Genomic DNA, 19774 nt, shown 5'->3' on the forward strand with positions numbered 1-19774 from the left:
CAAATTAAACATGAGAAATTAAACATGACACCCACCTATATTTATACCTATTTTGATGGTTCAATAACGATAGTTTTCTTTACACGGTGATGATGGATGGGGATTGTGAGGGTGTTGCAACACATTTATACAACACCTAAAAACACCATCAATCTCTCTAATTTATTGATAAATAAAGTACACGGCAATTTTTTCATCATTAATTGACCGTTTGAATAGCGCCAAAAGCTTATCAATTACAAGTGGTTGCTTAACGTCGCCTGACATATGCAGCCAATTTTCAATGATTTTAATGCAAGCCTTTCTAGTTGCTACTATGGGAATCCAGTCATCTTCCCCTAAATGAATTTCGCTTTCATTCTGCTTGTCCAGATTTTTAATAAGAGTTGTATTCAAAAACCAACTTAACTCTTTAGCTTCTACAACTAGCACGTCACTAGCATCTGGGTTTTGAGTGGCATAATACATTGTATCCATAGGCCACTCAGCTTCATCATAAGCTGCGATATATAACTTTCTTTTCACGACTTTATAAGTCCAAGTTTCTAATATGAGTTTGCTGTGGAAATTAAACATGACATAAATGGACACTCCATTTATGTCACTTTTCTTGGCCCTCACTAGTGGTGCTTTTTGTAAATGTAATCAAAGTTTCCCAATTAAGCTGAAATAACTTCATCATGCATACGATATGTCAAAACAATTAATTTAATAATAAATCCTGGTGATATTTTAACTTCGAATCAACCATGTTAAATTAATGTAAGAGGGAATTTGATGTTCAAATTGTATTTAAAGAATGTTGCGCCTATTTTGGCATTCGTGACATTTAATGGAATTGCTAGTGTCGGAGGGCTGTCATCTCCTGAAGTATCCTCAGAGGATTGCCAGATAACTTCACAACAGAGCGCAGCACATACAAGTACCGCGAATGAAGGGAATAAATCAGGATATACTGACTGTCGTGATCTCAACGTCTCTCCAAGCCAAAGTCGTTTCGCCAGCGGTTATACAGTTCGACCAAATCGCAGCATTAGCACACAAGTGGTGCGCTACAGGTATGTCTGTATTCGCTGGCGCTGGGATGACCAGCAACCTGTAGGGGTCACAGACCCCATACTTTATGACGATGGACTAGAACTCAATGCTGGCAGTATTGCACCGCATGAGCGTCGTTACAGGGTCTGTGAAGAAGCGGTGTTACGACCGTTTGATGAAACAGGCGGTTACCTCAGTATTCGCTATGGCAATGACAATCGACTAAACAAACCCATAGTATTAGTACAAGGATATAACTTTAATATGCAGGGCTTTACATCTAATCAAGTGCCGAATGAACAAGAAACCTTGGATAACTTTGCTAGATATTCAGGGTTGTATGATAACAGGTTTACGAATGCATTTGCTCACGGTTATGACTTAGTCGTTTTTCGCTTTGCCAACCAAGATGATGGTATCCGGCATAATGCCAAAGCACTAGCTTCAGCACTCAAATCACTTTCCGCACAAAGCCAAGAAATCCGTCTTTTAGGACACTCCATGGGTGGCGTCGCTGGACGATTGGCACTGAGCTATCTCGAGCAGGAAGGCTTTAACCATAAAGTAAAGCGATTTGTTGCAATTGACTCCCCCTTTAGGGGCGTGCACGTGCCAGCAGATGTAATAAACTTTGCCTATGAAATAGAAAATCAAGCCAATAAGATGAAGTGCGGCGCACGCTATCCGACAAGTGGGTCCAAGCGAAGACAATGTCGGGAGGAACGAGATCGCCTGCGCTCAATTAAAGATATATTTACTACCACTACTTTCAGAGATCTACATGAAGGCAGTAGCGCTAACCTTAACTTGCGAAACCATATACGCAGCCTTGATAACTATTTTACAAACATGAGCGGCACGTATACGACCGCCATAAGCTATGGCGATAGAAATGGCCACCCTATCCCAGAAGTTTATACAGGCAATCGCGCGCTAGATTTAAAACTAGACATTCAATGGCACCTTTCAGGTGGTCGCCACTCACGGTTGTATAGTACTCCGCGTTCTGATGACAACGGCAGCTATATTCAGCTTTACTATGATATATCTCGAGAAATGGATAAAGCTTCCTCTTGGGTTATTGGCTATGACAGAGGCATACCTCCTAGTGAGTGGCAGTCAGGTCGTACGAGCTTTGTCACAACAACATCGGCGTTTGACGGTCATGTATTTGACCAAACCAAGTACTACGCTTCATCACACAGCAACCATAAGCAGATTTTATTTAAAATATCTGACTTGGGATTGTAATTATTAATTGTAGGAGGTAACAAGCTGTTACCTCCAAGGAGAATCAATATGAAAAAAGCAGCATTTACACTAGTATTTTTATTAACGGGCTGTAATAGCAGTGACTCCAGCGAAGTTGCGCCTGAATCCTTTGAGTTTAAAAATGTCACGCTCAGCATTGCCCAACTTAACCCTAACCACAATGACAGTGTTGAAAACTCAGGGTTGAGCTACAACGGTATGTTTTACCTGTATGGTAAAGAACAAGGAAAAATAAAGTTAAACGGCCAAGATAAATTGACATTTACCAGCCCAACTAAACAACAATTCAACGCAAAAAATATTCCCAAAACAAGCTCCTTTGCTGAGCACTGCTGTAAGTTAGAGGTATCTGGGTTGCAGGACACCCAATATCAGCATCAGGAAAATCATACTTGGCTTGCTGAGTTAACTCGTAACAACAAAGTAATGGAAAGCTTTGAGTTGAATTTGCCTCAGATGGCACAATTTATTTATCCAGGCGCGTCTGCTGATTATCAACAATTTGCCTTTACAGGTAATGATGTCGTACTTACCTGGCACCCCGAAACCGCCAAAGATCTTATCAAAATACGCTACAAAATAAGTACACAAAATGAAGGTCAGGATCTGTGTAGTGGCCAAAATGCAATTATTGAAGAGCGCGTAGACAACCTCTCTGAACTAAATGGAGAGCTGGTTATCCCCGCGGATAAAATAGCACTGTGCCCTCACCCCGTTAGCATTTACGCCACACTTAATTATGATAACGAGCAGCGGAAAACAATAACAACACACAAACAGAAAAACACCTTTCAATTTTTTGATTTTGAAGCGATTCAAATAATATCCCTTTACGAGGATGGGCCTTATAAACCGGAATGATATGCGTCGCATAGCGAATTTGAAGTTAGCTTTAAGCGATGACTGCAACCTATATTGCTGATGACTCTGCGGAGTTATCGCTAGATTCAAATTGAATAGTCACTGGCACCTCTAAGGAGGTTGCCATGAAAGCCCAACTCTATTTTGGAACGGTTCCTTTTAAAATTCAGGCGATCCTCTTCGGTGCTCAAATGGCTTGCCCGTTACTTTATCTTCTGCGCATAAAACGCCCGTCTTACGCAGTACAGTATATAGTACCTGGTATCCACCAAGCTAACGTGTCTCTTCCTGACAATCACCATAATAAAGCCATCCATACTTTAACGTTCAATAAAGTATAGATAGCTTCTTAGACTATTCACAAATTAAAGTAGTTATCATGTTTATTTTTTGAATATACAAGAAACTTAAAATTCACAACTTCACTACTGTTACGTTGATTAAACTTAACCTTGTTATTTTACGGACTAGATTAATGAACTCAGCCAATAGCATAAAAGATAATGCTGAACAAAAAATAAAAGCTAAGATTGACGCTCATGATCCCACTGCAACTATTAATGCACATAATCATGATTTTGGCCCTACAGCCAACCATCAGATGCCAGTATTTAAAAATACTGTATTTAACGTTAAAAAAACACATATGACGCAGAATATTAAAAGTGGCACTTGGGCGAGCAACTATTATCTATATGGAGAAAAGCTTAAAAAAGGCGCTGACGCGAAGGGGTATGACAATTTGTATAGCCAAATGAAAAATGACTATCGGGTAGCGGTAGAACGATGCCACCTTTGGGCCAATGCTGCCGGGGGCCCCGGAGAGTCTAAAAACTGGGTACCAATGACTCGAGATGCCAACATGACACAAAGAAATGATTATGAAAATGACTACGTCAAAAAGCTCAAAGATGGTGAAGGAAAAACAAAAACGGTAGCTGATTTACAAAAAATAAGCACTGGTCAAAACATTGGTAATTATCAAATAGTAAAATACCAACATGACCCGGACATAGAAAAAGGAGAATTTGACGGAAAAGTTGACTGGGAAATTGGCTACCTTAGATGGGTAACTGATAATGTAGGAGAAGGAAAGCTTAGTTTAAACGCGCCCATAAAAGGGACGGTTAAGTCTGAAATTACCTTAAGAGCAGTAAAAAATAACACCATAAATTCACTAGAAAATAAAAGCCATGATCTAGAAAACTCATTAAAAAATGCGGATGAGTATGGAGGAAGCTTAGAAAATGACATTATAGAGCTCTATAAACTAACGCTTGACCCTTCACAGTCAATAGTAGAAGAAAATATAACTCGCGATATAGCGTTGACTGCAATTAGGAAGAAATTAATGAATACATAAGTAACAAAAAAATTAGTACAGATTATTTCAAGTTCTACCGATTTTTCACAAAAAATAATTTGACTGAGGATGACTGAAGCTCGCTTTCAGTGTCACTAGTTAGATCAGGCAAATTAATTGACCACATTGGAATTGTTATTATGTTTATTTGCCTTTAACCACCATCAAAGTTGAAATATTACTATAAATAACTCAAACACATCTAAACCTTTTATGATTATGGTGCGTCAAACAAGACATTAATAAGAATAAAAGGAATAATGTCTCAATGGTCAAAGCTTTAAGAATAATGTGCGCGCTTGCAGCTGCTTCATGTATCAGTATTTTTTCGGCAAATTCACTAGCAAGCAGTAATACTACACACGCTCTACAACATACCATTTCGGCTAAGCAAGCCAGCGAAGATTTTGATCAATGGTTCAATTGGTTGCACCAAACTCATCCAGATTTATCACACAGTGTGCACGATGTAGATAAGTTCTACGACACCGTTACGCAAATAAAAACTGAGTTAGACACGCCGATGACCGCAATGACTTTTTGGCAAAAAATAGCACCACTTAATTCGATGCTCGCTGATGGGCACTTAAAAGTCGGTCATGGTTCATCTTCACAGTGGAGAGAATGGATAGCCCAAGGCGTAGCACTATTTCCTTTCGAAGTGAGCATTAAAGATGATGGTCTATACATAGCCCGCGATCTGGGCGAACAAAATAGCAAATATAAAGGTGCAAAAATACAATCTATTAATGGTAAAAATGCAAAGACACTATTAAAACAATTACTTGTGAATACCCATGGTGATACTCTCGCATTTCGCCAAAATGTGTTACAAAGCCAATTTAACCGATTATATTATATGACCTTTGGTCCACAAGCCTCGTTTAAAGTCGCGTTTCAACAAAACAATAAAACAGAACATATTACGCTCAATGCAAAAGCCGCTATGCCAACCGCGCTAGAAAATTCGTCGTTTTCAGATGAATTTAATGTGTCTTACCACGAAAAAACGGCAGTCCTACAGGTGAATACGTTTGCATGGAATGACTTCAAACAGTTTTTAAACTACATGGACTCAGTATTTACTGAGATAAAAGAGAAGCAAATTAATCATTTAATTATTGATATTAGCCGCAATGGCGGTGGTAATGATGATATGTGGATGGCAGGTATTATGCGCTACATCGCACATAAGCCATATCGCCACTTTTCTACTTACCGTTCAAAAGTGCTACTAAAATACAGAGACCCTGGCCAACTCGTTGGCGCTATTGAGCAAGGCGAAAACACCCGCTTCATCGAACCTGAAACGCACTTAGCTAATTTCTACCGTGGTAAAACGTCATTGCTGATTGGCACGGGGACTTATTCATCGTCTATTGTGTTTGCGAATACCGTGCAAGATCATCAGTTTGCTCAGCTGATTGGCGACTCAACAGGTGGCCGAAGTACACAAAGTGGTGGCATTCAATTTAAGCATTTAACTCACAGTCAACTTCAGATGATTTCACCGCGTTTTATACTCACCCGTCCAAGTGGTAATCAACAAATGACGCCTGTTCAGCCCGACCTATCTATTGAACAGCTTGCGCTTCCCGAAAAAGTAAAAGCGATGCTTTAACATCACCTCAAGCAAACGTCATGTGCCACAACATGGCGCTTGCTTTATTGTTCATAGTGCAGCCAGCTTTCATTTACCCCCAAAGAGGCATTATTATTATCAGTACCTCTAACGTAAGCGACAAATTTCGGACCTCACCATCCTAACTCGACTCAAATGGCACACAACAGAAGCCCTGACAGTAAATATGCAAATATTGAGAAAAGGCACATCTCAACCACCACATAAAAAACCATTAATTTTCACAATATAAATTGATATTTTTATCTGAGTATCGCAGTATTGTAGAAGTTAATTATAAGTGAATATATTACTGTTAGAAAATGGGAAATAGTAAATGTATAAGCATTTAATCAAACCATTTAAGCGTAAAAAAGCCTACACAAAATAGATTAAAGAGGTCAATCAGTGAATAGTTATCAACTGCCGGCATTAGCCTGTGAAACAGAGTTTGAATATTTTGTCACCGACCTGTGCCGCTTAGAATACGATAACTCATTTCAAGTATATGGTAGAAAAGGTCAAAAACAGAACGGAATTGATGGAATAGGCTCAAATGAAAACAACAAGCTGGTCGTACATCAATGCAAAAAAAAGCGATTAGACCGCCAAGATAAAGACATCGTAAAAGAATTATTAGATGATTTGGTAGCAGATGCTGAGAGCTTCAACCAAGAGTTCATAGTCGATAAAAAGTTTTCAGTAGAGTGCTTTATTTTTGCGCACACTTTTAAAAATGATGTCACTTTACAAAAAAAAGCGACTGAATTAACTGCGAAATATAAGTTTAAAGTCATAGTCTGGAGCTGGGACTTTATGGTTGATAAAACCATGGAGTCACAAAAGTTAATCGATAAATACTTTGCTAAACTCATCAAGGTTAACGGAAAAGCCATCGATCCGAATAATTACATAAGTGAGTTATCTAACATTGTTGCAGACCACTATAAATCAGCCTCATTTACGAGAATGGTTGGCTTGGCTACATCTGTGGATAGTGCCAATTTAAATTTAACAGATACCATTGCAGTGGATTCTTCAAACCCTGCTTCGCAAGATTCCGTGAAATCAAGTGCAATGCTGCTTCGTGACTTAATTGGGTCTTTTTCCAATAACACTCCTCTTAAACAATTAATATTAGGAAAGCCAGGCGTAGGTAAAACCACTTTCCTTAAAACACTATGTCACAAATGGTCAGAAAAGGCGCTCGACTGCCCTTTCAAGGTCATTTTGTATATCTCACTAAGGGATTGGAACAGTGAATTGCCTTTTACCGAAAACGTACTTAATCAATTCTATGAATTCAATGAAAAAAGCAACAGTTCTTTAGAAAATCAGTACCAATTATTAAAAGATAACAACCAAGATATACTATTTTTATTTGATGGCCTAGATGAGTTTAAGCTGAAAGATAATGATGCTTTTATATCAAAAGTATTAGAATTTGATAATGTAATTTTTACCTCACGGCCATATGCGGTAAATCCTAACAAGTTAAACATCAACAAAAAATATGAAATAACCGGGTTAAGTACACCTAGCTTATTTAATTATATACAAAAACACCTCAGTACCGAAGAAGCAAATAATCTAAAATCTCTTTTACAGAAAGAGCCTGCTCTGCTGGAATTAGCACATACACCTCTTATTTTAGAGATTCTCTGTATCGTTTTTGAGGGTGCTCAGACCGAAAGTTCAACAGACTTTACCAATATTGCATCACTATATCAGTGTTTATTAGATAGACTGCTATCTGATTACTGCGCTTTGAAGGGATTATCAAAGGTAGAAGAAAATGAAATTTCTATCATAAAAAAATTATCTGAACTCGCATTCCACAGCCATATTAAAAATAAAGCATATATCGACGTACCTGAAACAGTAGAAGACAGAGAGTTTTTCAGAGATTGCTTATTAAAATCTGGCTTTTTACAGTCCAAGCTTGAGCGACTCAGCATATATAAAGATAATTATTCATTCTATCATTTAACATTCCAAGAGTACCTTTCAGCTTTATACATTTCTACACTTGATGAAGGTGAAATTTCTGAAATTATACAAAAGTATAAACCCTACCCAAACCTTAACACCATGTTCAAGTTCCTTACTGGAATATACGCAAATAAGAAGTTCATACTAAAAGAACTAGATAAGGGACAAAGAGATATTATTGGTTATCACTCTCTTGGGCTATATTTAGACTGCTTTAATGAAGCTGAAGGTTTGGACGTTGAAGACTGTCGTTTCCCCAGAGAACAGGTTTATAAAATCATAGACTATGGTATGAACAACAACTTAAACGTTGAAACTTTAATATATAAAATAAGAGACAAGGAAGCACTGTTAGAGACATATTCAAAATTCGGCTATAACATAAACAAGATAGCAATCTTTAATCAAATACTATTACACACTGATTTTACCAAAGAAATAATCGAAAAATTCAAGGATGAGAAGTCAAAAAACTTAATAGATGAGCTCACTTTAAAAGCATTAAGCTTAAATGTCATTACGCCTCTCATTGAAGGTAAAGTTGATATTAAGTCTTATATTAAAAACAAAACAAGTAATTCTTCATTTAGATACTTTACAACAGATTTTAATGAGTCTGAAGAGCTACTAGGAGAAGACATCTTAATTTCGGCCCTGTTCAACCTATACCACTACAATCAAGAGTATTGTCTATGGATATCTGACTTAATGTTAAATAGCGATACACAAAACTCAATAAAAACAAAACTCTTATTTACCACCAAAAATAGTGATATAACAGAACCGTCAGTTTTAAAAAATGATTCAAATGCAGATTTAAATATTGAAATTGAATGCGACGATGAGCACGATATCGTTTTTGATGACCTGGCGCTGTGTGCACAGTTCAACACATCCTCCGACAAAGTTGATACTGCTAATGTCATATTAAAAGAGTTAAATACTTTACCCCAGGAAAAAGTTCAAAAAGCAAAATCAGCCCAACTAATCTTGGAGTACCTACTATCTAACGACATCAATCAAGCTTCGGATTACAGCTTTATGAAACTTGCCTGTCGATATTTAAAACGTAATTACAGCTTAGATCTTGATGAATATATATGCCAACTAATTGAAATTATAATAGAAAAAGAAATAGATTATACAAATAAAGACATTATGTATTTGCTTGAACACTTGGCACTCTGCGAACCTAAAAGCGCCAGGTTAAAAATATTATATTCTCATTCCTTGATGATAAGTCAGTAAAATCAGCACATAAAATAGATATTGCCAAGTGTTTATTTATTACTGGAAGCCGGGAGATCTCTGTAATGAACATTTTATTTTACCTAATTAGTAGTTCGGAAAAACTTTGGGGAGGTGGGATCCAAGACATAATGAAAAATGAGGTCATCTCATTACTAAGTGGTTTTTCTGTCGATAAAAGTAAGGGAGTACTTGAACCGACTCGCGTCTACTCTGCTGGTAGGAAATTAAAGTTAAGTACAAAATCAACTTTTTACTTTATCAAAAACATACCTGACCTTATAGAAAACGATAACTTTATCAAAGCTATTGTTAATTACTTTATCACTCACAACAAACCTCTCTACTTCATAGAACACAAAGTAATATCATTTGAAGATGGTGCACAGGTATCAATTGAACTGACTGAAGATAAGATAACCAAGTTAAAAGATAAAATAGATCAGACCCTTAACTGTATAACCTTTAAAAATTAACTCCTTGACATGTACCACTTCCTCTACATCCCAGAAAGACGAAGTGGTACTCGCTTAAACTTAAATAAACCAACAAAAAGTCATAGCTTAATTTAAAATTATAAAGTCCTGAAAATTAAAATAATTACACTGCAATAACCATAGCCAAGAATAATTCACACTTAAACACAGGTTAACTAAAAAGCTTATTGACACCTGCTTCTTTTTTTAGATAGAAATTTTAAGGGTTAACTATATAAAGGAGCTTGTAATGACATTAGAACTTAAGAAAATCAGCTTAAAAAATATCTCCACACCTTCAGCATCGCTATTTGAAAATGAAAAGGCCATGGGTAATAGAAACCCTGAGGGTTGCGGTACTACAACGCATCAAGGTCAATACTCTTGTTAACTAACATTCAATAATTGAGCATAAATCGACTGATAAAAAACGCAGCTTTATAAAAATATAAACCTGCGTTTTTATCATTTATAGTAAAACTGTTCTATCGCTACCACTACCACATCATCAAGGTAGTTGGGCATATTTTACTTCAAGCTTTGCGTGAGTAATCGTAGCAAAATAACTTCGCTCATAAGGTGAAGCAGTTAAAATAATACCCTGATTACTATTTTCGTCCTCAACCCACTGCTTAACTAAATGGATTAGCAGCTCTGACTCTACGACATAGCTATTATTTGCCATTGCAGCGGGGATCGTGCCTAAGCGCTGATCCCAAGCAGGACACACATTAAAGCTTTGGCAAAAGTCGTCATAGCTCACCGCTTGACCATCTAATGTATGCTTGTTTTGATTAAATACTTCTATCGAATTAAATGGCGTCATTAGGCTCGACTCCCCCACTTCGATGATCAGTTTAGCCTCCAAAACATGACTACCTGAGATCTCTGGGCTGAAGGTTAACAATGTCTCATAGTCATAAGGAATTGAAGAACCCGAACGTAAGTAACCACCCACTCTTGTGTTATCAGAGGGTGCCACGGGTGATGTTTGCCAGTTGCTGCGCTCTAACGCATATTTCTGTGCATCGAAAACCTTCGTATACACAGGCATAAACTGCTCTTTTTTATACGCTCTGGTTTCACCCAGTAAATTCTGTCTGGCGGATACTCTGCCCTTTGTAACCAGCAGTCCAACAAACCTATATGGCCCATCCGCTTTGACAAGTGCCTTATTGTTCACATTAAACACCACCGCATTATCACCAGCGGTTAAGTCTGCTGAAAACGTAATAAGACCCAAATCTGTGTTATCTACAGCAAAAGCTTTTAAAGATACCTGATAACGGCCAGATTGCTTCACAAACACAGGGAAGCTGACATCAATACCTGAGTAATATCCATCAGCTAACACGGGTTCTTCGGTTATCTCTGGCATGATCTCTATATCATCTCGACATAAATCAGCATAAGTGGTCCCTGTCGATAACACATGATCAGGTAACAATGCTGCTAAATGGAGACCTTCTGAGTCTACTTTATTCACCCAAAACTTAGTGAGCTGATATTGAGATGTTTTATTTAAATTGGCTTTGAGCTCATCCCGTGAATAACTTAAATGAATGACTGCTGCACCCACTGGCAAAGACACATTTTTATTGCTAAGTAATTTGCGCTCACTGTCAGAAATATCCAGATTCACGACATACTGACCTGCTTCCAACACTTCTAAATTAACTTTTGCATTGATTGCTTCAACACAGCCCGTGCTGTCTAACACTTTGTCATAGGTGATGTCATTAACATCAATAAAAGGGCTCTTCACATCAAGCATCATACCGTCTGTACGACGAACAACTCCATTACCGGTGTTAATATCGACCGCCATACTTACTTTATATTGACCGGGTTTACTGAGTAAAAAATCAATACTGTAGATCCCATCTGCTTTTTGCGCGTCAGCTTCTTCCCCATTATCTTGCGCAGTTAAAACGGTGTTCAAACCATCCGGGTCTGTTATGGTGAACTCGGGTGAAACGCCAGCAATCGGCAAACCTTCATCTAAGATAATCACAGCTAAAGGTGCCACCTCGTCTACCAAGTACTCGGTGCGCGCAATGGCCATCCCGACTTGCAGGTTAGATCGCATAAATACCGTGCTCATCACCACCGTATCATAGGTCGCAGTAGGAAAACGAACGACGGCTTGCCATTGGCCAGATTGCGGTTGTAGCTGCTCAGGGAGCAAGAAAATACCGCCCGGTAGTGGATTAGCAACATCTAGTTCTGCGCCTGCGATAAACTGCGTTTTAGGATCATTGGCATCAGTAACCATGTTACCCTGTGGATCAAACAGCTGAACACTTGCTCCCTCTACAGGCACAACCAGCTCAACCCGAAAACTCTGTGCGCCTTGTACGTCGAATTGTAACGTCGCGATTTCATCTCCTATTTTAATCGCCACTGATGGCGTAGTCGGTGAATTTGCAACAATTTGTCCTTGAATACTTGCCGAAACGGACGATGCCAAAAGCATTACCACCAGCATTAAGCCTTGAGCAATGATGTTATCTGTCCAGTATTTAAACATTTTCAATCTCGTTATCATCTTTCAAATCCTTTTATTTAAGATGTATTGTGTTGTTAACTATGCGTGTGATGTTTTGTGCATTTTTCAATGTTGAATGGTTCGCCATCACATTGCCAATTGCTTGACCATAGCTGGGATTTGCACTGTTTAACGTCACAACAATATCGTTGTTTTGAGCTTGAATAGTTGAGGTCGCTGCGTATTTCAAAATAGTGATGGTGCGGCTGCGCTGTTTTGGCCGCGCAGGCAATCTTTTAGTGACAATTTCTACGGTATGTGCTGATGAAAAGTCTCGCAACACTCGCCATGCGCGCTCAGCACCGTAGTGAGCGATGCCAGGGAACAACCCAGCTGACTCATTGGTGGTCAAATCGTTATCGCCATTTAAATCCGCATCAGCGCCAATGGTAAAGGTTTTACTAATATTGCCACGCACACCAGAGGCAATCGCTTGCAATGCCCGTTGGGTGGTTAAATCTCCAAGGCCCGGGTTTTGAGGCCCCTGTCCAAACGTCCACGTATTGACATATTTCGCGGCGTAACCATTCGGGTCATCGCCAATATTTTGATACCGATTAGCTGATGTTTTTTGAATGATGGAGAGATCCGCCGCCACCGAACCCAAATGCGGAGTCGATAATGTCGACAAACTTAAAATATCAAACGGGGGAGCGAGTGCTTGTAAAGCTTGGCTATCCAATCCGCCTTTGCTGTGCGCAATGATATGTACTTTATCGGCTTTAAGCGGCTCCAAAAAGTCACGAATGTGGCCTTGTAATAACGCAGCATTACCCGCACTTGTTCCGTTAGCAACTAGGCTAAATCTATCGTATAAAATACCTTGCTCGTCTAAATACGCCAGTACACCTGTTGCAGCGTCATCATCCCAAGTTGATGAGTCTGCGCTGATCCCATGGGCAAGTACATACGGTGCGGCCACTTCAAATTCAATTGCCACCCAATCAACCGACATACACCAGTTGTCACCGGCATTCGCAGTGTCTATATCTATTTTTATTTCGTTGATTTGACCAAATTTAATCTCTTCTATGGGAATAGAGATGACATCATCAGTCCATTGACTATCCTGTCCAATTAAGGTTTTTTTAAAGCGACCGTTAAAATATAAGTCATCAACCTCAGGATTAACTCCAGGTATATTTGCACTACTGTCGATATCATACACAGGTAAGCTCAAGGTTGCCGTTGCCCCCAACATGCCATTACCAACCAACTTACCTGGGTCTAATAAATAACCTTGGTTGTCGAGTACAGCACTGTTCACAACCTGAGGAACATCAAGCTGAATTACAAGCGGGCCTCCACTACTAAACGTGCACCCAGTGTCGAGGCCTTGACCTTGGTCAACGACATACACCCCTAACTTTTCTTCTGGAGGAGCGACTGGTGAAGAAGAGGTATGAATAGAGAATACATGAGGTGACTCACTATCTAGCTTATCCATTTGATGCTGTTGTGCGGCGGTGTGTCCTTCACTGCCCACAGAAATAAAACTCACCCCAGCCATAGCAAGGGCGAACAGTCCATGTTTGGAGGCACTTTTTAAAAAATGCCCCACTGTGTCTTTAAATTCCATATACGCGTCCTTTTTTCCATATTTTCAGTGTGCTTGTTTTTGCTGTACTTAACCAAATAACGAGGTGATTTACGTTAGAGCCTCATACAAATAAATTCATATTTAGAGGTTTACATTCGACAGACTGAGCAAGTAATACTCCATCACTACTATGGTCAAATCAGTCATACAAGCCGCGACATGCTCACACACCCAAACAAGGAACTCAAGTAATCAACATTGCCGTGCTAGCCAAACCAACGCCGTATCTATTACGCACACTCAACCCAAATTGCCTCTTATTACACCTAATAGATAAGCGTTTTACTTAACATTAAAAATTGATTTATAAAAGGAAAGTACACATAGTCATGTCAAAGATAACACCGTGTCCCTTACTCTTGTTAATTGCAAAAGCACAGACTTAAAAATGAAATATATAAGACTAAAGTTTGACGCCATACTTGCTCAAAGCAGCCGAATTTAGATATGTGATGTAATTTTAAGCTTGCTTAATACACTCGCTAGTCAGCACATAGATTGACTGAGTAGCCATTTCTGCCACAGTTCGCTGCCATAAGCAGTTTAAAACAATGGCTCACCATATTAGAGGGGCGTAACATTATCGGTAAGAACACTGAACCACAGATCAAAATGCGATAGAGACCAATAAGTATTTGGTTTCTATCGCCACTCCCGCAATTGAGCAATAAGATATTTGACTTGTGTGTTTATCAATCACCAAACACTAACTTATTCTTATCTAGATCTCTGATATACGCTGAAAATTTAGGGCCACGCTGTTTTGGCTCGCCTTCACAGCTTCCACCAAGTGCCAACGCTTTATGATAAAGCCGTGTCACCTCATCGGCACTGCCTACGTTAAACCCCAACATTGTGCCATTACCATTAGTCGCCGCTTCTTGATTAAACGGTGTGGCCACAGCAAATGCAGCATCAGGATCTTCAGCTTGCCAAAATGTCATTCTATCGGTGGCATAAGTTTGCGTAAATGGCGTGTGCTCAAATAGTGCATTGTAAAAATTAATCGCAGCAGGCATATCGTTTGTCCCCACGACAAAGTAGTTCATTTTCACTTAGTTTCTCCTTTAAATGGATGAGGTTTTCTTGGTTAGGCAGTATATGTTTGCCCCCTGACACCCCATGTCAGGAGTATCTAAGTGAAAGTCCACACAAGGTTAACTCACGCCAAAAAAGGATAGGTAAACAAACTAAAATGCAAAAGATTAAAAACAAAGTGAATATAAATAGGCACCAAAATATTGGTTGTTTTTTGATAGGCATAAGCACAGCCCAAGCCAAGCAGCGAAGCTATCAAGGTATAAGCTAAGCCACCCGGAAAATGTACAATACCAAACAAGCCCCCTGAAAAGACAACCGTTAACCAAAAACCAAATTGGCGATGTTTAAAAGCTTGATAAAATTGCGTTTGTATAAAACCCCGAAAAAATGCCTCTTCTGCATAGCAAGTGATAAATAAATTCGTTATCACCCAACCTAGTAAAATTGGGCTCAGCTTTGGGTCCCATTCAACCAAACCGGCAAAGACCCCACCAGCTAACCCACATAAGATCACCAATGTTGATACAGCAAAGACCTTCACGGCATCTTTACCAGCAGAAGATTGCGTACGCGGTACAACCAAAGCCATCAAAGCAATGGCAACCATCAACTTGTCAAAATTTAAATGCTTCGAGAATAGCACCGCATTTTCGCTCACTGCATACGAATCAATCACTAACGGGTTATTAAAACCGGGAAAGGCATGCACAAAAAACAAAATGGATGTAATAAAAATACCGATCCCAAGTAGCCAGCGAACACCTGCGTGCTTGAATACACTGAAACCAAAACTCATCGCAAATAAGCTGAAGATCCCAAGCAAGCCAGCAACATCAACAATACCAAAATAGTAAGCAAATACGGTAGATAAGACAGCCATAGCCACTGCCGTGCGATGCAGTAAAAAAGTAAGGGCACAAATAGATAACAATGCTGGAAGAAAGGCAATGACGATACCAGCGTTTAACGTCAAGCCGAATAGTTCAAAAGGTGAATTCATCTTCAATGCTGCTTATATTGGTATTTTTTACACATAAATGGAAAAAATATTAACTTTTACAACATTGTACGTTAAAGCACCTCTTGAACTATATTTATTTTTAACTTCAATTTTTGCCCAGCAAAGCCAGACTAAAGATTAACTACAAATGATTGCTGTTGGGCAAAATACTGGTGCAGTATGGCAGGCACCATAATCTTTGCTATACGCCGATGCACCACCACCAATTTGGCGTGTTTGTTTATTGTTTAAATTTTTATGACTGCTTAGTTCTTTTAAATTTACTTTGTTCAGCTTCATACTCATTCCTATTTAATTTTCAACCTTTATCAAGTAGACAAGCGCATTTTTTTATTGCACTTATCTAAACACGACTTTGTTTAATTAATGAGCACAATGCAAGTTAAAAATATGCGTAATGTACATCCAAAAACACATAAACCTTATTTAACAGCAACTTGTAAAGGTTGAAAAATAATCATCTCCCGTAAATTAGTCAGCATTGATGAAGGGTAGACTTGAAATTTATTTTTACGCTTAAAACATAAAATAGTCATAATAAGCAAAGTCGAACCGGTGGTGAGCACGGATTGTAATCAATAGATTTACATCGTCAGCTCAAACTCCGTTTGGGCAACTACGTTGCCGTTTACCTGTAATTCCACTGTGTGTGTACCCGGGTAATAAGTGCGTGTTGTGATCGGTTTAATGGTATGCTTCTTTTTGACTCTTATATCACTATGCGCTGCCAACTCCATTGTTTTCCATTTAAACACTTTAGGTGATGTTGAACCATTGGCCTTTTGATGATGCACAATATAATCTATCATCAAAGGCTGAGACACATCACTGCTGCTTGACAGTTCAGCAACTAACTCAATATGACTGCCAAATACAAGAGTGGGTGAAGACACACTTAATGTCACTGATGACAATGCCACCTCAGCATAGCCCAACGCGAGTAATGTTGGTTTGTGCCCTGCCTTTATCAATGTTCGACATGCATGCCTAATGAGTGCGACGCGCTCAGGTGAGGCATTTTTAAGCCAGCTTTTCGCGATGTTACACACCGTATCGGGATGATCTTTGGAAATATCATTGAGGTTATTTGCCACAGAGCGCCTAACATATTCACTGGGGTCGTCTTTTAATACTTCCAATAAACCAATCACAGGGTCTGGATCCTCAACATATTTTTTTAATCTCAAACCCCATGGCAATCTAGGTCGGCACCCTTCACTTGCCAACCTTCTGACATTTAGATTGTCATCATTTGCCCATGTTTTCATCACATCAAATGTGCGCTCAGGCTCTGCGTCTAAAAAATGCCGTATCGCAAATTCTGATGTATTACGCTTCGTCATTTCTTTGAGCAGTTCCATGGCACGCTCAAACTGTCCTTGCCCTTCATTGGCAACGTATTGTGCCATTGGTAAAATTGCCCAACCCGAAATACCCCGTTCATTGCTCGTTGCTAAAGTCCAATCCCCCTGGATTTTATCTCCTAAAGACTGCTCAATCACCCTTGCAGCGGCTTCAAAATCATCAGGAAGATACGCAGCCATCGCCTCACTGATCCGCAGGCTTCGCTGTTTAAATTCCAATTCGTCGAACTCTTTCTCGACATGTGAAATAAAACCATCAGACAAAAATTCAGGGAAATTACGACTAAAATGTAGCGCCATAAGACGAACAAGTTCTAAATTAAAAACGTTTTTAAAAGGTTCTGGCATTGGGTTTAAACTCTTGTGTTAACAATGGGCTTACTCGCTTGTAAAGTAACACAAAAAGTTTAACTAATGCATTAAGATCTAAAGTTGTAGGCGCACCAAATGAAAATCCAACGCTACAATACGGTTGCCTGTAAACGACCGGATGATCTTGTCTGTCCTCAGTCATTGGCTATACAGGACTTTAAACACGCCTGCTCAAGATCAATTCCCCTTACTATTTCACACGAGTTGTCTTGAACATGTAAGCACTTGAGATGTAAACTAACTGTAACATCAATGTTCCAAAAAAGGAGCTTCTCATGGATAAACCCAAACCTGTTGTACAGGCTAATAGTCAGCATAACAAAGCAGAGGATGCATTAGAGCAATTTACCAAACAAAATAAAGAGCAGATCCCAAACGGTCCGATCACGAGTGGCAAGTTCTTTGAAGCGTTAAGCGATATTTATGTCAGATATTGCGATATGTCCGCCAAGTTAGTTAGACATGATAAAAAAATAGTGGCATTTAGTGTTGACTATGAAACCCGTAAAACAGATGGCTTATGGAGCACTCACCCTTGTTATAAAGTGCACTTTTCTGACCAAGAAATCTTGCCATTTTCAATTTCAAAACCGTTAACTACTTAAATTTACAAGGTTTAATACGCTTAATGTTAAACGATGCCAAATACTTGGCATCGTGAATGCTCAATTGACCTTCAGCTATTTTACATCAAGTAATATTGGGTCACTATTATCATCATCATTATAGATATGATCAGCTCGAATTAATTAAACCAACATATCATGACGCTTCACCCTCGAATAATGGTCTAGCCATATTGAAAACTGAACAAATTTCAAACAAAAAGGTTACCACTATCATGGTATTAAACACACCGGTGATTATTGTTCTATTGTCAGCTTCAACCCTGAATAGCCAAAGATTGACTGATTGTCGTTCTCGCTAAGGCGCACTCGCTTTCAATGAAACACGTAGCTTAGAACCGATAACCAAGATTCCAAAGTAACCCGACTTCTCTTTCCTCTTCATACGTTACCTTGCTAAAAAGCGGATGATACTCATCTCTTCGAATATAACCTATGCCCGTACCGATCTCCCAACCAGAATCGTGAAATCCATTAAAGTGGTAAGTATAGGTCAACCCTAAAATATCTGTTTTATGATTAAATATGGTATGAAACCGTCCAAAGTTGATACCCACAGAATGATGGGGCTCATCTGGCAATTGAAATTGTGCGCCTGCGGCCACGCCAGGAATCCCCAAGGCTGCGAAATACCGAATGTCGTCGACTTTGACCGCGGCCTGAGCACCTAACACCCCTGCATACTGTGACCCAATTCCAGCTGCCAATTCAAACTCTGCAGAGAAGGCAGAAAATGATGACAGCATCATCGCAACGGGGAGTATTTTTTTTCGCATTAACTGGCTCCTTATAATGCGTAATAATAAAAAGGTAAATAGAAATACTATCAAAAAACGACGACAATCTAATTTAATATTTAATAAAACGCAATTGTATTAAGCGAAAAATCACTCGTACTAGCTAAAAACAATACCTCCCATAGGCAATTGAGAAGATAATAACTCACTAGGTGAATAATGCTCATTATCCGATATTTGTTTTAAATTAAATAAAGTGGTAATTTACTATTGGTTTTTAGCATTAATTTATTCAACAAGGAAAGTTTGTTCATGAAAGTTCATAGGAAGGAACGTATTTTAAAGTTATTTTTCCCACAGCTCTTTGCAAAATACCTTGCAAGATCTCCAAAACTGCTCATGGGCATAGTCATTTTTTTGATATTACTCATCGTGTTTATTATTAAAATCGCAACATTTGCGATTTACTCTTTTTTATTCGGCGCACTCCTATTTGTTGGCTGGCAAAGTTGGAATGCAACTAAACGCCGATTTAAAAAACAATAAAACGCATAACATCTCCCTATTTGTCACCCCGTATGACGAGGTGACCGA

Annotated in this window: 18 protein-coding genes; 10 read left to right on the forward strand and 8 right to left on the reverse strand. The window is 38.9% G+C overall.

Going from position 1 to position 19774, the window contains the following annotated elements; all coding sequences use genetic code 11:
• Positions 1-162 precede the first annotated feature (162 nt).
• Positions 163-525, reverse strand: a complete 363-nt coding sequence (locus JF50_RS10485; protein ID WP_152614509.1) for a hypothetical protein — start codon at positions 523-525, stop codon at positions 163-165.
• A gap of 252 nt (positions 526-777) precedes the next feature.
• Here JF50_RS10485 and JF50_RS10490 point away from each other — a divergent pair, with 252 nt between their 5' ends.
• The 8 genes from JF50_RS10490 (at position 778) to JF50_RS27150 (ending at position 10262) form a co-directional block, all read left to right on the forward strand.
• Positions 778-2289: an esterase/lipase family protein gene (locus tag JF50_RS10490; RefSeq protein WP_039609366.1), complete on the forward strand. Its 1512-nt coding sequence runs from the start codon at positions 778-780 to the stop codon at positions 2287-2289.
• Positions 2290-2337: 48 nt separating this feature from the next.
• A complete protein-coding gene (locus tag JF50_RS10495) occupies positions 2338-3171 on the forward strand; it encodes a hypothetical protein (protein ID WP_039609367.1) in 834 nt (277 codons plus the stop codon).
• 125 nt (positions 3172-3296) lie between these two features.
• A complete protein-coding gene (locus JF50_RS10500) occupies positions 3297-3512 on the forward strand; it encodes a hypothetical protein (protein ID WP_039609368.1) in 216 nt (71 codons plus the stop codon).
• Positions 3513-3646: 134 nt separating this feature from the next.
• Positions 3647-4534: a DNA/RNA non-specific endonuclease gene (locus JF50_RS10505; protein ID WP_039609369.1), complete on the forward strand. Its 888-nt coding sequence runs from the start codon at positions 3647-3649 to the stop codon at positions 4532-4534.
• Between the two features lie 268 nt (positions 4535-4802).
• Positions 4803-6155: a S41 family peptidase gene (locus JF50_RS10510; RefSeq protein WP_039609370.1), complete on the forward strand. Its 1353-nt coding sequence runs from the start codon at positions 4803-4805 to the stop codon at positions 6153-6155.
• 408 nt (positions 6156-6563) lie between these two features.
• The gene (locus tag JF50_RS10515) at positions 6564-9395 is read left to right on the forward strand and encodes an NACHT domain-containing protein (protein WP_039609371.1); all 2832 of its coding nucleotides are present in this window, start codon (positions 6564-6566) and stop codon (positions 9393-9395) included.
• A 65-nt stretch (positions 9396-9460) separates the two neighbouring features.
• Positions 9461-9871 (forward strand): hypothetical protein, encoded by a 411-nt coding sequence (locus JF50_RS10520; protein WP_039609372.1) that lies wholly within the window; start codon positions 9461-9463, stop codon positions 9869-9871.
• Between the two features lie 250 nt (positions 9872-10121).
• A complete protein-coding gene (locus tag JF50_RS27150) occupies positions 10122-10262 on the forward strand; it encodes a hypothetical protein (protein ID WP_160290465.1) in 141 nt (46 codons plus the stop codon).
• A 117-nt stretch (positions 10263-10379) separates the two neighbouring features.
• Here JF50_RS27150 and JF50_RS10525 read toward each other — a convergent pair whose 3' ends face one another.
• The 6 genes from JF50_RS10525 to JF50_RS10545 form a co-directional block, all read right to left on the reverse strand.
• Positions 10380-12419, reverse strand: coding sequence for a hypothetical protein (locus tag JF50_RS10525; protein ID WP_039609373.1), 2040 nt, complete (start codon positions 12417-12419; stop codon positions 10380-10382).
• A 13-nt stretch (positions 12420-12432) separates the two neighbouring features.
• Positions 12433-13998, reverse strand: coding sequence for an esterase/lipase family protein (locus tag JF50_RS10530; RefSeq protein WP_052262238.1), 1566 nt, complete (start codon positions 13996-13998; stop codon positions 12433-12435).
• Between the two features lie 713 nt (positions 13999-14711).
• Positions 14712-15068 (reverse strand): VOC family protein, encoded by a 357-nt coding sequence (locus tag JF50_RS10535; RefSeq protein ID WP_200890400.1) that lies wholly within the window; start codon positions 15066-15068, stop codon positions 14712-14714.
• Positions 15069-15181: 113 nt separating this feature from the next.
• Positions 15182-16060, reverse strand: coding sequence for a CPBP family intramembrane glutamic endopeptidase (locus JF50_RS10540; protein ID WP_039609375.1), 879 nt, complete (start codon positions 16058-16060; stop codon positions 15182-15184).
• Positions 16061-16198: 138 nt separating this feature from the next.
• On the reverse strand, positions 16199-16360 hold the full coding sequence (locus JF50_RS26930; protein WP_160290466.1) for a grasp-with-spasm system A modified peptide: 162 nt from the start codon (positions 16358-16360) through the stop codon (positions 16199-16201).
• Positions 16361-16665: 305 nt separating this feature from the next.
• Complete coding sequence (locus JF50_RS10545; protein ID WP_039609376.1) at positions 16666-17793, reverse strand: DNA alkylation repair protein; 1128 nt, start codon at positions 17791-17793, stop codon at positions 16666-16668.
• A 299-nt stretch (positions 17794-18092) separates the two neighbouring features.
• On the opposite strand from JF50_RS10545, the gene JF50_RS10550 reads away from it, so the two are divergent.
• On the forward strand, positions 18093-18422 hold the full coding sequence (locus JF50_RS10550; protein ID WP_039609377.1) for a hypothetical protein: 330 nt from the start codon (positions 18093-18095) through the stop codon (positions 18420-18422).
• A 353-nt stretch (positions 18423-18775) separates the two neighbouring features.
• On the opposite strand, the gene JF50_RS10555 is transcribed toward JF50_RS10550, so the two are convergent.
• The gene (locus tag JF50_RS10555) at positions 18776-19219 is read right to left on the reverse strand and encodes a hypothetical protein (protein ID WP_039609378.1); all 444 of its coding nucleotides are present in this window, start codon (positions 19217-19219) and stop codon (positions 18776-18778) included.
• A 273-nt stretch (positions 19220-19492) separates the two neighbouring features.
• On the opposite strand from JF50_RS10555, the gene JF50_RS10560 reads away from it, so the two are divergent.
• Positions 19493-19726 carry a hypothetical protein gene (locus JF50_RS10560; protein WP_039609379.1) on the forward strand — a complete coding sequence of 78 codons (234 nt, stop codon included), beginning with the start codon at positions 19493-19495 and terminating at the stop codon, positions 19724-19726.
• Positions 19727-19774 lie beyond the last annotated feature (48 nt).

Source organism: Pseudoalteromonas luteoviolacea, assembly GCF_000814765.1.
GTDB lineage: Bacteria > Pseudomonadota > Gammaproteobacteria > Enterobacterales > Alteromonadaceae > Pseudoalteromonas > Pseudoalteromonas luteoviolacea_H.